At 67.1% G+C, this 17,974-nt stretch carries 20 protein-coding genes; 11 read left to right on the top strand and 9 right to left on the bottom strand.

Annotated elements, in window-relative coordinates:
* Positions 1-161: 161 nt before the first annotated feature.
* Positions 162-1,301, bottom strand: coding sequence for a radical SAM family heme chaperone HemW (gene hemW, locus VGN66_RS04410; RefSeq protein ID WP_327517648.1), 1,140 nt, complete (start codon positions 1,299-1,301; stop codon positions 162-164).
* A gap of 39 nt (positions 1,302-1,340) precedes the next feature.
* Here hemW and VGN66_RS04405 point away from each other — a divergent pair, with 39 nt between their 5' ends.
* Positions 1,341-1,907 (top strand): CAP domain-containing protein, encoded by a 567-nt coding sequence (locus VGN66_RS04405; protein ID WP_327517647.1) that lies wholly within the window; start codon positions 1,341-1,343, stop codon positions 1,905-1,907.
* A gap of 178 nt (positions 1,908-2,085) precedes the next feature.
* Here VGN66_RS04405 and VGN66_RS04400 read toward each other — a convergent pair whose 3' ends face one another.
* The 3 genes from VGN66_RS04400 to rph are packed head-to-tail and all read right to left on the bottom strand — an operon-like array spanning position 2,086 to position 4,148.
* Positions 2,086-2,748, bottom strand: a complete 663-nt coding sequence (locus tag VGN66_RS04400; protein WP_327517646.1) for a hypothetical protein — start codon at positions 2,746-2,748, stop codon at positions 2,086-2,088.
* A gap of 18 nt (positions 2,749-2,766) precedes the next feature.
* Complete coding sequence (rdgB, locus tag VGN66_RS04395; RefSeq protein WP_327517645.1) at positions 2,767-3,435, bottom strand: RdgB/HAM1 family non-canonical purine NTP pyrophosphatase; 669 nt, start codon at positions 3,433-3,435, stop codon at positions 2,767-2,769.
* Entirely contained in the window at positions 3,432-4,148 is a 717-nt protein-coding gene (rph, locus tag VGN66_RS04390; protein WP_327517644.1) for a ribonuclease PH, read from the bottom strand. The genes rdgB and rph overlap by 4 nt, the downstream gene beginning before the upstream one ends.
* Before the next feature lie 90 nt (positions 4,149-4,238).
* Here rph and VGN66_RS04385 point away from each other — a divergent pair, with 90 nt between their 5' ends.
* From VGN66_RS04385 to VGN66_RS04355, 7 genes are all read left to right on the top strand, one after another.
* Positions 4,239-4,745 carry a DUF6438 domain-containing protein gene (locus VGN66_RS04385; protein WP_327517643.1) on the top strand — a complete coding sequence of 169 codons (507 nt, stop codon included), beginning with the start codon at positions 4,239-4,241 and terminating at the stop codon, positions 4,743-4,745.
* A gap of 70 nt (positions 4,746-4,815) precedes the next feature.
* Positions 4,816-5,859, top strand: a complete 1,044-nt coding sequence (gene hrcA / locus VGN66_RS04380) for a heat-inducible transcriptional repressor HrcA (protein ID WP_224923184.1) — start codon at positions 4,816-4,818, stop codon at positions 5,857-5,859.
* Positions 5,860-5,883: 24 nt separating this feature from the next.
* Entirely contained in the window at positions 5,884-6,432 is a 549-nt protein-coding gene (grpE, locus tag VGN66_RS04375) for a nucleotide exchange factor GrpE (protein WP_327517642.1), read from the top strand.
* 219 nt (positions 6,433-6,651) lie between these two features.
* Complete coding sequence (locus VGN66_RS04370; protein WP_327517641.1) at positions 6,652-9,390, top strand: [protein-PII] uridylyltransferase; 2,739 nt, start codon at positions 6,652-6,654, stop codon at positions 9,388-9,390.
* 67 nt (positions 9,391-9,457) lie between these two features.
* Complete coding sequence (locus tag VGN66_RS04365) at positions 9,458-9,832, top strand: hypothetical protein (RefSeq protein ID WP_327517640.1); 375 nt, start codon at positions 9,458-9,460, stop codon at positions 9,830-9,832.
* Positions 9,833-9,890: 58 nt separating this feature from the next.
* Positions 9,891-10,274: a VOC family protein gene (locus tag VGN66_RS04360; RefSeq protein ID WP_327517639.1), complete on the top strand. Its 384-nt coding sequence runs from the start codon at positions 9,891-9,893 to the stop codon at positions 10,272-10,274.
* Complete coding sequence (locus VGN66_RS04355) at positions 10,271-10,477, top strand: hypothetical protein (RefSeq protein ID WP_327517638.1); 207 nt, start codon at positions 10,271-10,273, stop codon at positions 10,475-10,477. Before VGN66_RS04360 ends, VGN66_RS04355 begins: the two co-directional genes overlap by 4 nt.
* A 242-nt stretch (positions 10,478-10,719) precedes the next feature.
* Here VGN66_RS04355 and VGN66_RS04350 read toward each other — a convergent pair whose 3' ends face one another.
* From VGN66_RS04350 to VGN66_RS04330, 5 genes are all read right to left on the bottom strand, one after another.
* The gene (locus tag VGN66_RS04350; protein WP_327517637.1) at positions 10,720-11,151 is read right to left on the bottom strand and encodes a hypothetical protein; all 432 of its coding nucleotides are present in this window, start codon (positions 11,149-11,151) and stop codon (positions 10,720-10,722) included.
* An 8-nt stretch (positions 11,152-11,159) separates the two neighbouring features.
* Positions 11,160-12,023, bottom strand: coding sequence for a glycoside hydrolase family 16 protein (locus tag VGN66_RS04345; RefSeq protein ID WP_327517636.1), 864 nt, complete (start codon positions 12,021-12,023; stop codon positions 11,160-11,162).
* Positions 12,020-12,553 carry a translation initiation factor IF-3 gene (gene infC / locus VGN66_RS04340; RefSeq protein ID WP_224923194.1) on the bottom strand — a complete coding sequence of 178 codons (534 nt, stop codon included), beginning with the start codon at positions 12,551-12,553 and terminating at the stop codon, positions 12,020-12,022. The genes VGN66_RS04345 and infC overlap by 4 nt, the downstream gene beginning before the upstream one ends.
* Positions 12,554-12,675: 122 nt before the next feature.
* Positions 12,676-14,676, bottom strand: a complete 2,001-nt coding sequence (thrS, locus tag VGN66_RS04335; RefSeq protein WP_327517635.1) for a threonine--tRNA ligase — start codon at positions 14,674-14,676, stop codon at positions 12,676-12,678.
* Between the two features lie 237 nt (positions 14,677-14,913).
* A complete protein-coding gene (locus tag VGN66_RS04330; RefSeq protein WP_327517634.1) occupies positions 14,914-16,362 on the bottom strand; it encodes an insulinase family protein in 1,449 nt (482 codons plus the stop codon).
* Between the two features lie 174 nt (positions 16,363-16,536).
* Here VGN66_RS04330 and VGN66_RS04325 point away from each other — a divergent pair, with 174 nt between their 5' ends.
* The 3 genes from VGN66_RS04325 to VGN66_RS04315 are packed head-to-tail and all read left to right on the top strand — an operon-like array spanning position 16,537 to position 17,405.
* The gene (locus VGN66_RS04325) at positions 16,537-16,887 is read left to right on the top strand and encodes a VOC family protein (protein WP_327517633.1); all 351 of its coding nucleotides are present in this window, start codon (positions 16,537-16,539) and stop codon (positions 16,885-16,887) included.
* A complete protein-coding gene (locus VGN66_RS04320; protein WP_327517632.1) occupies positions 16,884-17,108 on the top strand; it encodes a hypothetical protein in 225 nt (74 codons plus the stop codon). The genes VGN66_RS04325 and VGN66_RS04320 overlap by 4 nt, the downstream gene beginning before the upstream one ends.
* 9 nt (positions 17,109-17,117) lie before the next feature.
* Positions 17,118-17,405, top strand: coding sequence for a hypothetical protein (locus VGN66_RS04315; protein WP_327517631.1), 288 nt, complete (start codon positions 17,118-17,120; stop codon positions 17,403-17,405).
* Positions 17,406-17,974 lie beyond the last annotated feature (569 nt).

Below are 17,974 nucleotides of genomic sequence, written 5' to 3'. Positions count from 1 at the left end.
CCCCCAGCTTGCTGGGGGAGGGGGACCGCCCGCGTAGCGGGTGGTGGAGGGGCGGCCGCGCAGACGGCCGTAGACAGCTCGGCAAAATTCCGCCCTCTCCGGGGCGGCCCCTCCGTCATTGCTACGCAATGCCACCTCCCCCAGCGAGCTGGGGGAGGAACCTAAACCACCACCTCGCGCAAGATCCCCTCCAGCACCGGCATCCCCGCATCGGTAACCCGCAGCCGCTCGCCTTCGCGCACGATCAACCCATGCGCCGCGAGCCGCTCCACCGCAGTCAGATCGACAAACCCCGCCCCAATCCGCGCCAGATCGACCCCCTCGGCCAGCCGCAAGCCCATCACCAACGCCTCGGTCGCACGTTCGGCAGCCGTCAGCGCAACCTCCTCCTGCATCCCATGCCCGTTGCGCGCCACAGCGCCGATCCAATTCTCCGGCTTCTTGTGCCGCACCGTGGCGCACCCGCCGCGCCGCCCATGCGCCCCCGGCCCGACCCCGGCATAATCGGTGTAGCGCCAGTAGCTCAAATTATGCCGGCTCTCCGCCCCGCGCCGCGCATGGTTCGACACCTCGTACAGCGGCAGCCCCGCCGCCCCGGTCAGCGCCTGCGTCACGTCCCACAGATCCGCCGCTGCATCGGCATCCGGGATCACCAGATCGCCCTTCGCCGCCAGCGTCGCAAAGCGCGTCCCCGGCTCGATCGTCAGCTGATACAGCGACAGATGCTCGGTCCCGAAGGCCAGCGCACGGGCCAGCTCCGCCTCCCACGCCGCCACCGACTGCCCCGGCCGCGCATAGATCAAATCAAAGCTCACCCGCCCGAAATGCCGCTGCGCCGTCGCCAGCGCGCCCAGCCCCTCGGCCACGCCATGCGCCCGCCCCAGAAACGCCAGCGCATCATCGTCAAGCGCCTGCAGCCCCAGCGACACGCGATTGACCCCCGCCGCCGCCAGATCGGCGAACCGCGCCGCCTCGACCGATGACGGATTGGCCTCCAGCGTCACTTCCAGATCGCCCTGCGGCGCCCATGCCGCCACCGCCGCATCGATCACCGCCGCCACCGTCTCGGGCGGCATCAGCGACGGGGTACCACCCCCGAAAAAGATCGACCCCAACCGCCGCCCCGGCAGCAACGCCGCCTCATAGGCCAGGTCCGCGAGCAGCGCCTTGCGCCACGCCTCCTGGTCCACCACCTCGCGGACATGGCTGTTGAAATCGCAATAGGGACATTTGGACACGCAGAACGGCCAGTGGACGTAGAGCGCCAGCGGCTCGGCATCGTTCGGTTGGGCAACGTTCATCTGGCGCGCGCTATGCGCCGGATCGAGGTTTTCCGAAAGATGCTGCTGCTCCCCCTCCTGATCCTCGCCGCCTGCTCGCCGCAGAGCGAAGCGCCCAAGACCGAAGCGCCCAAGGAATTCGTCGAGCGCCGCAAATCGATGACCCCCGCCCCGCGCGGAGCCGAACGCCTGCGCACCGCGATGCTCGACGCCCACAACGCCGCCCGCGCCGTAGTGAAGGTGCCCCCGCTGACCTGGGACGAGGCGCTCGCCCTCGACGCCGCCAGCTACGCTCGCGACCTCGCCCGCAGCGGCAAGTTCGAACATGCCAAACAGCCGCGCGGCCCCGCCGCACAGGGCGAAAATCTCTGGAAAGGCACGCGCAGCGCCTATCGCTACGAAGAAATGGCCGGCCACTGGGTCGCGGAGAAGCGCGACTATGTCAACCGCCCGATCCCCAACATCAGCGCCACCGGCCGCTTCGTCGATGCCGGCCACTATGCCCAGATCATCTGGTCACGCACCACCCGCGTCGGCTGCGCGCTGGCGAGCAACGCGCGCGAGGACGTGCTGGTCTGCCGCTACTCCCCTGCCGGCAATGTGATGGGACAGGTGGCGTTGCCGTAGTGCGGGTCAGAGGGGTGGGACTATCCAACCACCGTTTGCCCTGAGCTTGTCGAAGGGCCGAAGCCACCGCTGTCCGGGATCGCCCTTCGACAATGATCAGGTGGAACGTCCCCCGGACGTTCCAGCCAAAGCTGGGGGCTTTGGCGACCTGATCATCAGGGCAAACGGATCGGGGAGCTCAATCCCGCCGCGCCCGCACCCTCAACCGCTCCACCCGCGCAAACGAAGCTTCCTCCCGCCCGAACAGCTGGAACTTCGGCGTCCGCCCCGCCGCCTCATCCGACTCCAGCCGCCGCTCCAGCTTGCGAATGCCGAAACTCCCCTTGAGGCAGCACACGCAACCGCACGGCGGCGTCCCATTGGCCCCCGGCATATACCGCCAGCCAGTGACCTGCGGCAGCATCTTGAAGCGCAGGATTTCGCTCCGCGCGATCGGCCGCCCGATCGTCACCTGAAACCCCTCGGGTGAGGATGGCAGCACGCGCCTGCGCTGCACCGCCTTCGACGCCTTGTCCGCCACCCGCGCCGCAGCCGGATCGCGCTGCTCGGCGGCCATCATCAGCGCTACCGCCTCCGCCGCGCGCATCGCCACCGGGGTGCCGTTGAAGTGCGACACCTCGACCATCTCGTCATCGGGAATGCGGAAATAGACGCCCGCGATCGTCCCGCCGCCCATCCGCCGTAACTCGCGCAGCCATTGATGCGCGATGTTGAACTCGCGCGTCACCGGCAGCGCATAGATGCGGTCGGGCCGCCATCCGTCCGTCTTGACGAAACCGATCCCGCCGCGCCGGATACCGGGCAGATTGCGGTGGCTGGTCAGGTGGACAAAGGTCGCCATTCGCCCACCCTAACCCGTTTAGAACACTGCGGCGACCAGCTGACTGAAAGCGTCGGCGCGATGGCTCATCGCGTGCTTCGCCGCCGGGTTCATCTCGCCAAAGCTGCGGTCATGCCCCTCGGGCACGAACATCGGGTCATAGCCAAAGCCACGGTCGCCACGCGGCGGCCAGATCAGCGTGCCGTCGATCCGCCCCTCGAACCACTCGACATGGCCATCGGGCCAGGCGAGCGCCAGCGCGCACACGAAATGCGCCGCGCGCGACGTGCCCTCGGGCAGCGCCTCCAGCAGCGTGTTGACCCGCCGCATCGCCCGGTCGAAATCGCGCCCTTCACCCTCCTCGGGCGCCAGCGCGGGAATGCCCGGATCGGGCAGCCCCCAGCGCGCCGAGAAAATCCCCGGCTCACCGCCCAGCGCATCGACGCACAGGCCGCTGTCATCGGCCAGCGCCGGGAGGCCCGACAGGTCTGCCGCCTGCATCGCCTTCAGCTCGGCATTGGCGACGAAGGTCGTGCCCGTCTCTTCGGGCTCAGGCAGGTCGAGCGAGGCCGCGCTGATCGGCTCGATGCCAAAGGGGGCGAGCAGCTCGCGGATCTCGCGCACCTTTCCCTCATTGTGGCTGGCGATGACCAGCTTGCCGGGGACCAGCTTGCGAATCGCCTGCGGCTCCCGGCCCTCGCCGCTCATCGCCCCGCCGCCTTCAACTGCGCCGCAAAGATGTCGGTGCACCCGATCCGCGCGAGCCGCAGCAGGCGCAACAGACCTTCCTCGTCATAGGTCGCGCCCTCGGCGGTCGCCTGCGCCTCGGCGATCTTGCCGTCGGCCAGCAGCACGAAGTTCGCATCCGCATCCGCCGCGCTATCCTCGTCATAGTCGAGGTCGAGCACCGGATTGCCCTGATAGATGCCGCACGACACCGCCGCGACCTGCTGCATGATCGGATCGGTCGTCAGCTTGCCCTCGGCCATCAGCTTGTCGACCGCGAGCCGCAGCGCGACCCATGCGCCGCTGATCGCCGCCGTGCGCGTGCCGCCATCGGCCTGGATCACGTCGCAATCGAGCGTGATCTGCCGCTCGCCGAGCAGCTTGAGGTCGGTCACCGAGCGCAGCGACCGCCCGATCAGCCGCTGAATCTCCTGCGTCCGCCCCGACTGCTTGCCTTTCGCCGCTTCGCGATTGCCACGGGTATGCGTCGCGCGGGGCAGCATGCCGTATTCGGCGGTCACCCAGCCCTCACCCTTGCCGCGCAGCCATGGCGGCAACCGCTCCTCGACGCTCGCAGTCACCAGCACCTTGGTATTGCCAAAGCTCACCAGCACCGATCCTTCGGCATGGATGGTGAAGTTCGGTTCGATGGCGATGGGTCGCATCTGATCGGGGGCGCGGCCGCTGGGGCGCATAGGGTATTCTCCAAGTTTCAATTCGCACCGGACCTAGACGCGATGGAACCAGCGCGCCAGTCTGACGCTTCGCTCCGTCGGAGAAACGACATGAAACGGCTTGGACTGATCATCGCGCTGGGACTGGCCATTGCAGGCTGCGCACGCACGCCCGCGCCAGAGGCCCCGCCACCCGCCGCCGCAGTGACACAAATCCGCTACAGCACCGGCCCCTGCTTTGGCGCCTGCCCAGTCTATGCCTTCACGGTTCAGGCGAATGGCGGTGGCAGCTTCGAAGGCAAGCGCTTCACCCAGACCGGCGGCACCAAGGCGTTCAAACTCACCCGCGCCCAATTCGACGGGTTCGCCGCCGCACTCGCCCCCTACCGCCCCAAGCCCGGCACAAGCCGCCGCTATGCGCACGGCGAAAAGGGCTGCGAGCGCGCCGCGACCGACATGCCCAGCGCCGAAGTTAGCTGGACCGGCCCAGCGGGTGCCAGCCAGCTCTATTACTATTTCGGCTGCGACCGCGACGCCAACCGCGCGATGGCTGACGCGATCGGCAACGCCCCCGACCTGATCCCCGCCCTCGCCCCGCTGATCGGTGAGCGGCCCTAACGCACCCCTCCCCCGCTTTCGCGCGGATGACGGATGTGTAAAACCGCCGCATCGTGCATAGATTGACCGCATGACCACCCCGCCCATCACCGAGCTGACCGACCGCGCGCGCGATATCTTCCGCGTCGTGGTGGAGTCGTATCTCGACGTCGGGCAGCCGGTCGGGTCGCGCACCATATCGCGCGCACCCGGCCTCAACCTCTCCCCCGCCTCGATCCGCAACGTCATGCAGGATCTCGAGGAACTCGGCCTGCTCGCCGCGCCGCATACCAGCGCGGGGCGGATGCCGACCGATCTCGGCCTGCGCCTGTTCGTCGATGGCATGATGCAGGCCAACGAACCCTCGGCCGAGGAGCGCGCCGCGATCGAATCGCGCGCCGCCACGCGCGGCCCGGTCGAGGAGGCGCTCGCCTCCACCACCGCCGCGCTCTCCGGCCTCTCCGCCTGCGCCGGCATGGTGCTGGTGCCCAAGGCCGAACGGGTGCTGCGCCAGTTCGGCTTTGTCCCGCTCGGCAACGACCGCGCACTCGCGGTGCTGGTGGGGGAGGACGGATCGGTCGAGAACCGCGTCGTCGATCTGCCCCCCGGCCTGCCCCCCGGCGCACTCGAACAGGCCGCCAACTATCTCACCGCCACCCTGGGCGGCCTCACCCTCGCCCAGGCGCGCGCGCGCCTGACGCATCAGATCGCGAGCGAACGCGCCGCACTCGATGATGCCGCACGCGCGCTGGTCGAGCGTGGCCTTGCGGTGTGGTCGCAGGATGGTGACGACCGCCCCGTCCTGATCGTGCGCGGTCAGGCGCGCCTGCTCGACAGCGCCGCCGCCGAGGATCTCGACCGCGTCGGCCGCCTGCTCGACGAGCTGGAGGGCAAGGAAGAGATCGCCCGCCTGCTCGACAGCGCACGCGAGGGCGAGGCGACCCGCATCTTCATCGGCAGCGAGAACAAGCTGTTCGCCCTTTCCGGCTCGTCGGTGATCGCCAAGCCGGTGCGCGCGCTCGACGGTCGCGTCGTCGGCGTGGTGGGGGTTATCGGCCCGACGCGGTTGAACTATGCCCGCGTCGTGCCCATGGTGGATTTCACGGCATCAACCCTGGCCAGATTGCTGGCCTGAACCATAAGAAAACACGCAGGAACCATGACCGAAGAAAGCAAGACCGAAGCGACCGACGACCTCCGTCAGGAAACCGCCGAGGCCGCCCCCGAAGTGGCCGAACAGGACCGCGTCGCCGCGCTTGAGGCGGAACTCGCCGAAGCCAAGTCCGCAACCCTCTACGCCCGCGCCGAGGCCCAGAACCTGCTGCGCCGCGCGCAGAAGGAAGCGGAAGACGCGCGCAACTACGCCGCCACCGGCTTTGCCCGCGACATCCTCTCGGTCGCCGACAATCTCGGCCGCGCGCTCGCCGCAATCCCTGAGGAGCTGCGCGAGGACGACAAGATGAAGGGGCTGATCATCGGCCTCGAAGCGACCGGGCGCGAACTCGACAGCGTCTTCGCCCGTCACGGCATCTCCAAGATCACCGCGCTCGGCGAAGCACTCGACCCCAATCGCCACCAGGCGATGATGGAAATGCCCAGCGCCGACGCAGAACCCGGCACGATCGTGCAGGAAATCCAGTCCGGCTACATGATCCGCGACCGCCTGCTCCGCCCGGCGCTGGTGGGTGTGGCGAAGAAGCCGGATTGATCGCAATTCCTCCCCTGAGCTTGCTCAGGGGAGGGCGACCGCCCGCGCAGCGGGGGGTGGAGGGGCCGCCCCGTAGAGGGCGGAATTTTGCCGAGCCGCTTCGGCCGTCTGCGCGGCCGCCCCTCCGTCAGCGCTGCGCGCTGCCACCTCCCCTGCGAGGCAGAGGAGGAATTAGCGAGCCGCCTAGCGCCCGCCCCACATCTCCCCTATCTCCCCCTCATGTCCGGCCGCTTTGACTCCATCCATCACCGCCGCGCGATCGTCGACCGGCGGGCGCTGGCGGACGACCTTGCCGCGCTCGATGCGCCCGATACGATGCGGCTGCGTCAGGCTGCGGCGCTCCGCCTCAAGCAAGCGCTCGAAGAGGGCCGCGCCGAAATCGCCCGCCGCCTGATCGATCACCCGGCCAAGGGGCATGAAAGCGCGGCGAGCGGCGCGTTCCTGATGGATCAGCTGCTACGCACTCTGTGGGACTTCACCCTCGCGCGGCTCTACCCCAACAGCAACCCGACCGCGTCCGAACGCATGACGCTGATCGCGGTCGGCGGCTATGGGCGCGGCGAAATGGCGCCGCACAGCGATGTCGATATCGGCTTCATCACCCCGTGGAAGCAGACCGGGTGGAGCGAGCAGGTCATCGAATCGATGCTCTATTCGCTGTGGGACATGGGCCTGAAGGTCGGCCACAGCTCGCGCTCGCTCGACGAAATGGTGCGCGAAGCGCGCGGCGACATCACCGTGCGCACCGCCCTGCTTGAGGCGCGCTATATCTGGGGCGACACCGTGCTCTATGACGAGGCGGCGGCGCGCTTCAAGGCCGAGATCCAGAATGGCAGCGCGCGGGACTTCATCGCGCAAAAGCTCGTCGAGCGCGACGAGCGCCACCGCAAGATGGGCGACAGCCGCTATGTCGTCGAGCCGAACATCAAGGAGGGCAAGGGCGGCCTGCGCGACCTCCACACGCTGTTCTGGATCGGCAAATATGCCCATGGCGTGCGCGAACCCGCCGATCTGGTCGAGGTCGGGCTGCTCACCAAACTCGAATATCGCCAGTTCCGCCGTGCCGAGAATTTCCTATGGGCGGTGCGCTGCCACCTCCACAACCTCGCCGGGCGCGGCGAGGACCGCCTCACCTTCGACTATCAGCGCGAGATCGCCGAGCGCATGCGCTACGCCGACCGGCCGGGCAAGTCGAAGGTCGAGCGCTTCATGCACTTCTACTTCCTCCAGGCAAAGATGGTCGGCGACCTCACCGGCGTCTTCCTCGCGCATCTGGACGAGAAGTTCGCCGCGCGCGGCAGCCGCTTCGGTTTTCCCCGCATCCGCCGGTCCCCCCGCAAGCTCAAGGGCTTCGTGCTCGATCGCGGCCGCCTCGCGCTTCCGAACGACGACTTTTTCCGCGAAGACCCGGTCCGGCTGGTCGAGCTGTTCCAGCTCGCCGACCTGCACAAGCTCGAAGTCCACCCGCTCGCGATGCGCGCCGCAAACCGCGATGCCAAGCTGATCGCCGACTGGCGCGACGACCCGCGCGCCAACGCGCTGTTCATGGACGTGCTGACGTCGCCGCGCGATCCCGAAACCGTGCTGCGCTGGATGAACGAGGCCGGGGTGTTCGGCCAGTTCGTGCCGGACTTCGGCCGCGTCGTGGCGCAGATGCAGTTCGACATGTACCACCATTTCACGGTGGACGAACACACGATCCGCGCGGTCGGCCTGCTCAACCGCATCGAAAAGGGCGACCTGAAGGAGGATCACCCGCTCGCCAGCGGCATCCTCGATCAGGTCGCCTCGCGCCGCGCGCTCTATGTCTCCGTGCTGCTGCACGACATCGCCAAGGGGCGCGGCGGCGACCATAGCGTGATCGGCGCAGAGATCGCGCTCAAGCTCTGCCCGCGCTTCGGCCTGACCGCGGCGGAGACCGAGACCGTATCGTGGCTGGTCCGCTATCACCTGCTAATGTCCGCCACCGCGTTCAAGCGCGATCTGTCGGACTTCAAGACGATCCTCGACTTCACCGCCGTCGTCCAATCGCCCCAGCGGCTGATGATGCTGCTGATCCTCACCGTCGTCGATATCCGCGCGGTCGGCCCCGGCGTGTGGAATGGCTGGAAGCGCCAGCTGCTCACCAACCTGTTCGACAGCGCCGAAGAAGTGCTGCGCCTCGGCCACAAGCAGAAGGGGCGCGGCGAGCGGATCGCCGCGAAACAGGCGGCGCTGAGCGATGCGCTCGGCGCAGATGTCGGCGATTTCGTCCGCCGCCTCGCCGATCCCTATTGGGTGGCCGAGCCCGAGGATGTGATCGAACGCAACGCCCGCTTCATCGCCCGCGCGGGCGACGCGCAGCTATCGGTCGAAGCGACGGTCTATCCCGATCGCGGCGCGACGCTCGTCACCGTCTATGCCGCCGACCATGCCGGGCTGTTCTACCGCATCGCCGGCGCGATCCATGCGGCCGGCGGCAATATCATCGACGCGCGCATCCACACCACGCGCGACGGCATGGCGCTCGACAATTTCCTCGTTCAGGACCCGCTCGGCCGCCCGTTCGACGATCCAGGCCAGCTCGCCCGCATCGAAACCGGCATCGCCGAGGCGCTGGCCAACCGCGCCAAGCTCACCGAACGCCTCGCCGCCAAGCCGCTCCGCCTGCGCGCCGACGCCTTCACGATCGAGCCGAACGTCTTGATCGACAACAAGGCATCGAACCGCTTCACCGTGATCGAGGTGCAAGCGCGCGACCGCCCGGCGTTGCTCCACCACCTCGCCTACGCGCTGTTCCAGTCGAAGGTGACGATCCACAGCGCCCACGTCGCCACCTATGGCGAGCGCGCAGTCGATACCTTCTACGTCACCGACCTGACCGGCGACAAGATCAACGCGGTGCTCCGCCTCAAATCCCTCGAACGCCGCCTGCTCGACGCCACCTCGGGCCAGGGCGAGTTTGCCAGCGCGGCGTGAACGACAGGGTTGCACCGCGCCAAAGGGTGAGTTAGTCCGACAATACACTCAGATTCGGACACCCTTCATGCACAGCCACGCTCTCGAAACCGTACCGCCAACCCCTGTCCGCTCGGGATGGCGCGGGGCACTGCGCAACCGCTGGGTCCGGCTCCCCGCCGCGCTGGCATCGCTCGCGTTCGGCGTTTTCATCACGCTCAGTATCTGGGCCGAACCCGGCTCCCCGGTCGTCGTCGATGGCAGCAAGCTGGTGGCGAGCAGCCGGCTGCATCAGGTCCTGAACGACCCGTCGCTCGGCACGCGCGAGGGGAACCCCAGCGTCGGCGCGCGCTTTACCGACAAGTCCGGCCACAGCTGCCACCCCTTCGCCCAGGGTGCGGTCAATGGCACGGTCTGCCAGATCGAAGGCGACTGGCGCGTGACCGAAGTGCGCCAGCGCTGACACTGGCCAGCCGCGCCGGGAACGCCTAAACTGGCCCTCCAACCGCGAGGAGCAGGCAATGGGTGTACTCGGCATGGGCGGACTGTTCTTCCGGGCGCAGGACCCCGAAGCGCTCAACACATGGTATCGCGAACATCTCGGCATCGGCGCCGGCTGCGTCGCCGAGGATAGCGGAGGCGAGGTCAATGAATGGACCTGGCATACGCAAGGCGGCCCGATGGTGTTCGCCCCGTTCAAACAGGCAACCGACTATTTCGCCGCCGACAAGCAATTCATGATCAACCTGCGCGTCCGCGATCTCGAAGGGATGCTGGAACAGCTCAACGCGGCGGGGATCGACATCGTCACCAAGCCCGAATGGGACTCCCCCGAAACCGGCAAATTCGCCCGCATCCACGATCCCGAAGGCAACGCGATCGAGCTGTGGGAGCCACCGGTATGAACCCCGTCTGGATCGCACTCGGCGCGGTGGCGATCGCGCTGATGACGGTGTTCATCTCGCTCAACGCAGCGAAGGAGGCCAAACGCAAGAAGGATAGCGGCGACGGCGGCACCTCCTCCGCCAGCGACACGGGCGACCGCGACCGCACCGATAGCGATTCCGGCGGCGACAGCGCCGGAGACGGCGGCGGCGGCGGAGACTAATAAATCCTCCCCGGAACGGGGAGGTGGCAGCGCGGAGCGCTGACGGAGGGGGCCCTCCGCGAAGGGACGCCCCTGCCTCGGGCCCCCTCCACTACCGTCTGCGGCGGCGGTCCCCCTCCCCGTTCCGGGGAGGATTTGAACACACCCCATCGTCAGCCCGGCCTTGAGCCGGGCCAAGGCTTCTTCTCTTCAACGGTGCAAGAAAAGCCCAGCCCCGGGTCAAGCCCGGGGCGACGAGAGGATTACATCGCGACCATCGCCCCCGCGACCGGCACTCCATCGCCAGGCCATCGATATGCGGCAAGCGCCTCCGCATCTCCCCAATGCAATTCGTCGCCATCGATCCAGATATTCAGTATCGCGCTGGCAGAGAACTCCATCCGCACGCCGATATCGTCGCCATCAAGGGTCAGCGCTTGAAGGGACGTCACCTCCGCGCCTCGCAAATGCGCGCCGATCATATCGGTGACATCGGCAGCATCGACCTGCCCATATTCTGCCATGTCGAACGGCGGATCGAGCGGCAACCGATCGATCATCGCCCGAAACCCGTCTCCCGCAACCCCGATCCGGAGCGAACAGCTGTCTGCGAAACGCAGCAATAGCCGGATCGGCTTGCCGCTCGGCTGACCCTCAAAGAGATGACGGTTGGCGTCGATTGCGGTCAGCTTCAAACAGCCCCTCAATCCCGCTGCCACACCCGCACATAATCCACTTCCATCGCCGCCGGGAACGCCTTGGGGTCGATCCCCTTCTGTCCGCCCCAGCCGCCGACCGCGACGTTCAGGATCAGATATTCGGGCGTTCCGAACGGCCAGGTCTGCGGATCACCCTTCTTGTCATTCTCGAACCGCATATGCGCGCGGCCGTCGATCCCGATCAGGATACGGTCCGCATTCCAGTCGAGCTGATAGGTGTGGAACGCCTCGCACACATCGGGGATAACGACATTCGATCCCTTTTGCGTATTGGAAACATGGTTGTACGCGCCGGTGTGCACCGTGCCATGGACGCGACCATTGTCCCAGCCGACATGCTCCATGATGTCGATCTCGCCCATCGCCGGCCAGCCCTTGCTGTCATCCGACGCCAGCATCCAGATCGCCGGCCAGATGCCGCGCCCGCACGGCAGCTTGGCGCGGATCTCGAAAAAGCCGTAGCGCCAGTCCGCGATCCCCTTGGTGAACAGCTTGGTCGAGGCATAATCCTGCCCGCCATGATCGGGCTTGTCCGCCAGCCGCTCGGCCGTGGCAGTGATGATCAGCCGTCCGCCCTCGACCCGCACGTTTTCGGGCCGCGCGTCGGCGTAATATTGCTTTTCTTCGTTGTGCCAGCCGAGCTTGTTGCGGGCCGTGTCATACGCCCAGCGTTTGCGATCAGGCAGGCCGTCGGTGTCGAACTCGTCCGACCAGACCAGCTTGGCATCCGCCGGACGGACGAGCGGTTCGTCCGTCCCGGCGGTGATCGGCGGGCTGTGCACCACCTGCGCAGCGACCGGAACGCTTCCCAGCGCCAGCAGCGCGGCGCACAGCATCGCCACCCTCATTTGGGCGACAGCACCATCAGCATCTGCCGGCCTTCCATGCGCGGATAGCTCTCGACCTTGGCTACCTCGGCGCTGTCCTCCTGAACGCGGCGCAGCAGGTTCATGCCCAGCTGACCATGGCTCAGCTCACGCCCGCGGAAACGCAGCGTGATCTTCACCTTGTCGCCCTCGCCGATGAACTTGTGGACCGCTTTCATCTTGGTCTCATAGTCATGGTCGTCGATGTTCGGACGCATCTTGATCTCCTTGATCTCCTGCGTCTTCTGCGACTTGCGCGCGAGGTTGGCCTTTTTCTGCGCCTCGTACTTGAACTTGCCGACGTCGAGATACTTGGCGACGGGCGGATCCGCGTTCGGCGACACCTCGACCAGGTCGAGGCCCAGCGCCTGCGCCTGTTCCATCGCTTCGCGCGTGAGCATCACGCCCAGATTCTCACCCTCATGGTCGATCACGCGAACCTTGGGGGAAACGATGAATTCATTGTGGCGCGGGCCGGTCGGCACCGGGGGCGCGAAGCCGCGCCGGGACATGGGAGGACGTATAGGAACAGCTCCTGTTATAATTTCGACGACTTACGATAACGCAGAAACGCGCGAACGGGTAGCCCCGCCGCGCGATCCTGCCGAAAAAGCCACGCACTGTGGCGGTCGGGTTACGCTCGCATATCGGGTGCGCGCGCCTGATCTGCAAGCATCGCGATGGCCTCGTCGAGCGACATCACCTTCTGCCCCTCGCTGCCCAGAGTACGCACGGCGACGGTGCCCTCCTCCGCCTCACGCTTGCCGACCACCAGCAGGTGCGGAACCTTGGCCAACGAGTGCTCGCGCACCTTGTAGTTGATCTTCTCGTTGCGCAAATCGCTCTCGACCCGGATCCCCGCCGCCTTCAGCTTGGCGACCGCGTCCTTCGCATAGTCGTCGGCATCCGACACGATCGTCGCCACTACCGCCTGCACCGGCGCCAGCCACACCGGCAAGCGCCCGGCGAAATGCTCGATCAGGATGCCGATGAACCGCTCATACGATCCAAAGATCGCCCGGTGCAGCATCACCGGCCGATGCCGCTCGCCATCCTCGCCGACATAGGACGCATCCAGCCGCTCGGGCAGCACGCGGTCCGACTGGATCGTGCCCACCTGCCACGTCCGCCCGATCGCGTCGGTCAGGTGCCATTCCAGCTTCGGCGCATAAAACGCCCCCTCGCCCGGCAGCTCTTCCCAGCCATAGGCCTCGGTCGCCAGCCCCGCGCGCACCACCGCGTCGCGCAGCTCATTCTCCGCCTTGTCCCAATCGGCCTCGGACCCGAAACGCTTCTCGGGCCGCAGCGCCAGCTTGATCGAATAGGTAAAGCCAAAGTCGCGATACACCCGATCCGCCAGCTCACAGAACGCCTGCACCTCGGCGACGATCTGGTCCTCGCGGCAGAAGATATGCGCATCGTCCTGCGTGAACTGCCGCACCCGCATCAGCCCGTGCAGCGCGCCATGCGGCTCGTTGCGGTGACAGCAGCCATTCTCGTACAGCCGCAGCGGCAGCTCGCGATAGCTCTTCAGCCCCTGCCGGAAAATCAGCACATGCGCCGGGCAGTTCATCGGCTTGAGCGCCATCCAGTCGGCCTCGCCGCTGATCACCGGCCCTTCATCGTCGACGTTCGGCACCTCGTCGGGGATCACGAACATATTCTCGCGATACTTGCCCCAATGGCCGGACTGCTCCCACTGGCGCGCGTCCATCACCTGCGGCGTCTTGACCTCGCGATAGCCCGCCGCGTCGATCGCGCGGCGCATATACGCCTCGAGCTGGCGCCAGACCATATAGCCCTTGGGGTGCCAGAACACGCTGCCATGCGCTTCGGCCTGCAGGTGGAACAGGTCCATCTCCGCGCCCAGCTTGCGATGGTCGCGCTTGGCCGCTTCCTCGAGCTTCAACAGATGCGCGTCGAGCTGCTTCTTGTTCAGCCAGCCGGTGCCATAGATGCGCGTCAGCTGCGCATTCTTCTGGTCGCCGCGCCAATAGGCGCCCGCGACGCGCATCAGCTTGAACGCCTGCGGATCGAGCTTGCCGGTCGATGCCAGATGCGGCCCGCGGCACATGTCGAGCCAGTCGTCGCCCGACCAATACACCGTCAGCTCCTCGCCCTCGGGCAGCTCGGCGGCCCACTCGGCCTTGAAGCTCTCCCCCTGCGCACTCCACCGATCGATCAGCGCCTGCCGGCTCCACACCTCGCGGCGCAGCGGCTTGTCCGCGCGGATGATCTCGCGCATCTTCTCCTCGATCGCGGGCAGATCCTCCATCGAGAAGGGCGCACGCGACGCCGGAGCCATCACATCATAATAAAACCCGTCATCGGTCGCCGGACCGAAGGTGATCTGCGTGCCGGGAAACAGCGCCTGCACCGCCTCGGCCAGGATATGCGCAAAGTCATGCCGCGCCAGCTCCAGCGCATCCGCCTCGTCCCGCGCCGTCACCAGCGCCAGTTGCGCGTCGCCCTCCAGCGGCCGGTTGATGTCGCGCAATTCGCCATCGACCCGCGCGGCAATCGCCGCCTTGGCCAGCCCCGGCCCGATCGCGGCGGCAATGTCGCCAGGCGTAGTCCCCGGCGCGACCTGCCGCACGGAGCCATCGGGAAGCGTGATCGAAAGAAGCTGCGCCATATCCATCCTGCAAGTTTGACGTGCCTATGCACGGGGCAGCGCTGTAGGAAAAGAGGCAGGATCACAGGGGAGCAGCGCCATCTCACCCGATCCCGGGCAAGAGGGCGACGCCGCGGTTCTAGCCGCGCACGCCAAACCCTCCCGCCGCGGCGGGAGTAGTGGTGCTAGTGCTGGCAAAGCGAACGGCCATACGCGGGATATAGCGGCACAGGGTTAACAACGCCAGAGCCGCCATGATCACTCCCGCAACCGGCACTGCGCGTGGGTAGCGGACCCATTGACCGCATCGCGCACATCGCGCTCGGCTGCGGCGGTATCGGTAAAATCGGGCTCCTCCACCCGGAAATGTTCGCGCCCGGCTCGCCATTCGGCCCGCCACCATGCGCTGCCGCTCCGCGCATCGATCCGGGGCAGCACCGCCCGCGCATGCGCCAGCAGCGCATCGGGCAGGATCAGCGCGCGCCCATCGGCCACCGCGCGCGACAGGTCCTTGGCGATGTCGACATTCGGCACCGTCGCCATCGCGGCAGCACGCCGTTCCAGCTCGCCAGTCAGCGTGTCCCGCGCCGCCGCCCATTCCGCTTCGCTGAAACCGGATCGCACCAGATCGCAACTGGTCCGCCGCAAGTGCTGGACCGCCGGCGACCATTGGCCGGCGTCATAATGGTCCCACAGCATCAGCTGGCGATGCCCCTGCTCGCCCGTCTCGATCAGCGCGCCGACCTTGCCCGGCGGACTGTTCGGCTGCGCGGTCCGCAAACGGCTGGTGATGGCCGTGATCGCCATCTGGTCCAGCAGCATCGCGCGCGCCTGCGCGGCGACCGTATCCGCGGGACGGGGAGTCGGCATCACCACCGTGACCAGCGCCGCCCGCCGTCCACCGGGCGTCGCCGCGACGCTCACCGGGCGAATGCGATCGCGCACGAACTGCGGATGCCCCACCGGCGCAGAGGCGGAGTCACGCGCAGCCCAGCTGCCGAACCGCGCCGCGATAGCCGCTTGGGTCGCTGCGACATCGACGTCACCGACCACAACGACGACCATCGCCGCCGGATGATACAGCCGGTGATACAGGTCACGGATCGTCGCGATGCTCGCGGTCGGGACGTCATCCGAATTCTGCGCATCGATCACATCGGTCGGCGATCCCGGCGCGATCGCCGCGATATAGCTGGCGAACAGCGCATTCCCCGCGCGCTTCTCCGCCATCTCCTTCATCACCTCGGCCCGCCCGGCATCGACCGCGTCCTCCCGGAACGTCAGCTCGGTCGCCGCCTCGCGGAACAGCGCCAGCAAAATGTCGAGGTCGCCCGGGTCCGTCCTGCGCGTGGACAGGAAATAGTTCGTCTCCCGCCACGAGTTGGTCGCCGCACTCGGCGCGCCAAAAGTCAATGGAAGCCCGACCGCGACAAACCGCCGATAGGTTTCTGGCGCAGCGCGCGTCGGGCTCAGAAACACCAGATGCTCGATCAAATGGCTCAGGCCGCGCTCGCCCGGCCGCCGCTCGGCGATGAACCCGCCCTCATTGCGCATCAGCACGCCCGCACCCGGCTCGGCACTCTTCCGCTTCAGGATCGCATAGCGCAGCCCATTGGCGAGCCGACCCACGGTCATCGCCGGAGCCTCCTGCACGGCCGGCGACGGGTCAGGCCGCGCATCCTCCTGCGCAAACCCCGGGGCCGCCATCAACCCAAGCGCACCAACCAGGCAGAGGGAACGCGAAACCTGTCGAAATGCCACTCTGCGTATCTCCACCCGTCCGGATCGATCCCGTGCGAACCGTCGGCACCCAATGGGGCGCGAGTGAGGCATGCGCGACGAGCCCCTTCTCTTCCTGAGCCGCGACGCTACCCTCGCCCAATGACCCAGGATCACCGCATCACCGCCATCCTCCCCTGCCGCGACCTGCAGGCCAGCACCGACTTCTACCAGCGCCTCGGCCTCACCCTCGACAGCGACTGGGGTCATTACCGCATCTTGAGCGACGGCAAGGGCTGGCACCTGCACCTGCGCCATGAACCCAACACGCCCCAGGCCCCCGACAATCCCTTCGGTCTGTACCTCTACGCCGAAGACATCGACGCCATCGCCGACCGCGTCCGCGACGCGATCATCGAACCCGGCGCACCGCATTTGAAGCCGTGGGGCATGTATGAGTTCGCGGTGAGCGACCCTGACGGCACGCTGGTGCGCGTGGGGCGGGAGGGGTGAGCGCCGCGCGCATTCTCGCGCTCCTCGCCGCCGCCCTCGCGGTCGCGGCCTGCGAGCAAAAGGTCGACACGATCGCGCAGCCCGACTCATCGAACGCCACAGCGTCGATCGCTCAGCCGTTCAAGGATCGCCGCGTCAGCAACCCCTTCCCTCAGGCAACCCAGCTGCGCCTGTTCGTCGAAATCGGCTATACCAAAGCGAACAAGCCGATCCCGAGCTAGGCAAGGGGCGTGCTGCTCAACACCGCCCAGCGCAAGGCGTTCGAGAACAGCCTGAAGATCATCGCCGCGCCCGAATACGAGGCGGCGTGCTTCATCCCGCACCATTACTTTCGCTATTATGATGCGAGCGGAAAAGAGGTCGGCGATGTCGCGGTCTGCTTCTGTTGCGACGGAGTCGCGGCTTCCGGCAGCAACGTGCTGAAGCCTTCCTCGGGAGCGATTCTCAGTGCCGACTATCGAAAAGTGAAGGCGCTCGTCGCAGCGCTCGGTGAACCGACCGACGTGCTCTGCGATTAAGCAAACCGGCAATCTTTAGCCCCTCCCGCCTTCGCGGGAGGGGTTGGGGAGGGTCTTCTTCTGCTTCGTCTTTAACGCACGATCGCCGCACCAGCCCCCATCGTCACCCCGGCCCCCGTGCCGGGCTCCACCCCGCCACGACCCCCACGACCGAGGCTCGACAGGACCACCTCCGCCCACCCGTCATGCTGAACTCGTTTGGCTTGCGCCGTCCTGCGGTTCAGCATCCACAGCACCACAAGCGACGCAATCGCGTGAGGACGGGTGGACCCTGAACCAGGTTCACGGTGACGGAAGAACCGGAAGGGCTTTCCTACAAACCCCCAAAAAGCGCATAAACTGGTCGATGCGCAAACCGCCCGACACCACCCGCCCGACACGCGGCTCGCCACCGTCGCACACCCGTAGGGCCGGTGTCGCGTCGCGGTCGCATACCAGTCGCCCCACCGTCGCGCCCCGGTCGCACCAAAGTCGCGCCGATGGTGTCACCCCGTCGCCCAGCTGTCGCGTCACAGTCGCCTACCCGGCGCAAACCGGTCGCATCCCGGTCGCTTCCGCCCAATACACGC

The organism is Sphingomonas sp., assembly GCF_035998645.1.
GTDB lineage: Bacteria > Pseudomonadota > Alphaproteobacteria > Sphingomonadales > Sphingomonadaceae > Sphingomonas.
This window is presented reverse-complemented; position numbering and strand designations above follow the sequence as displayed.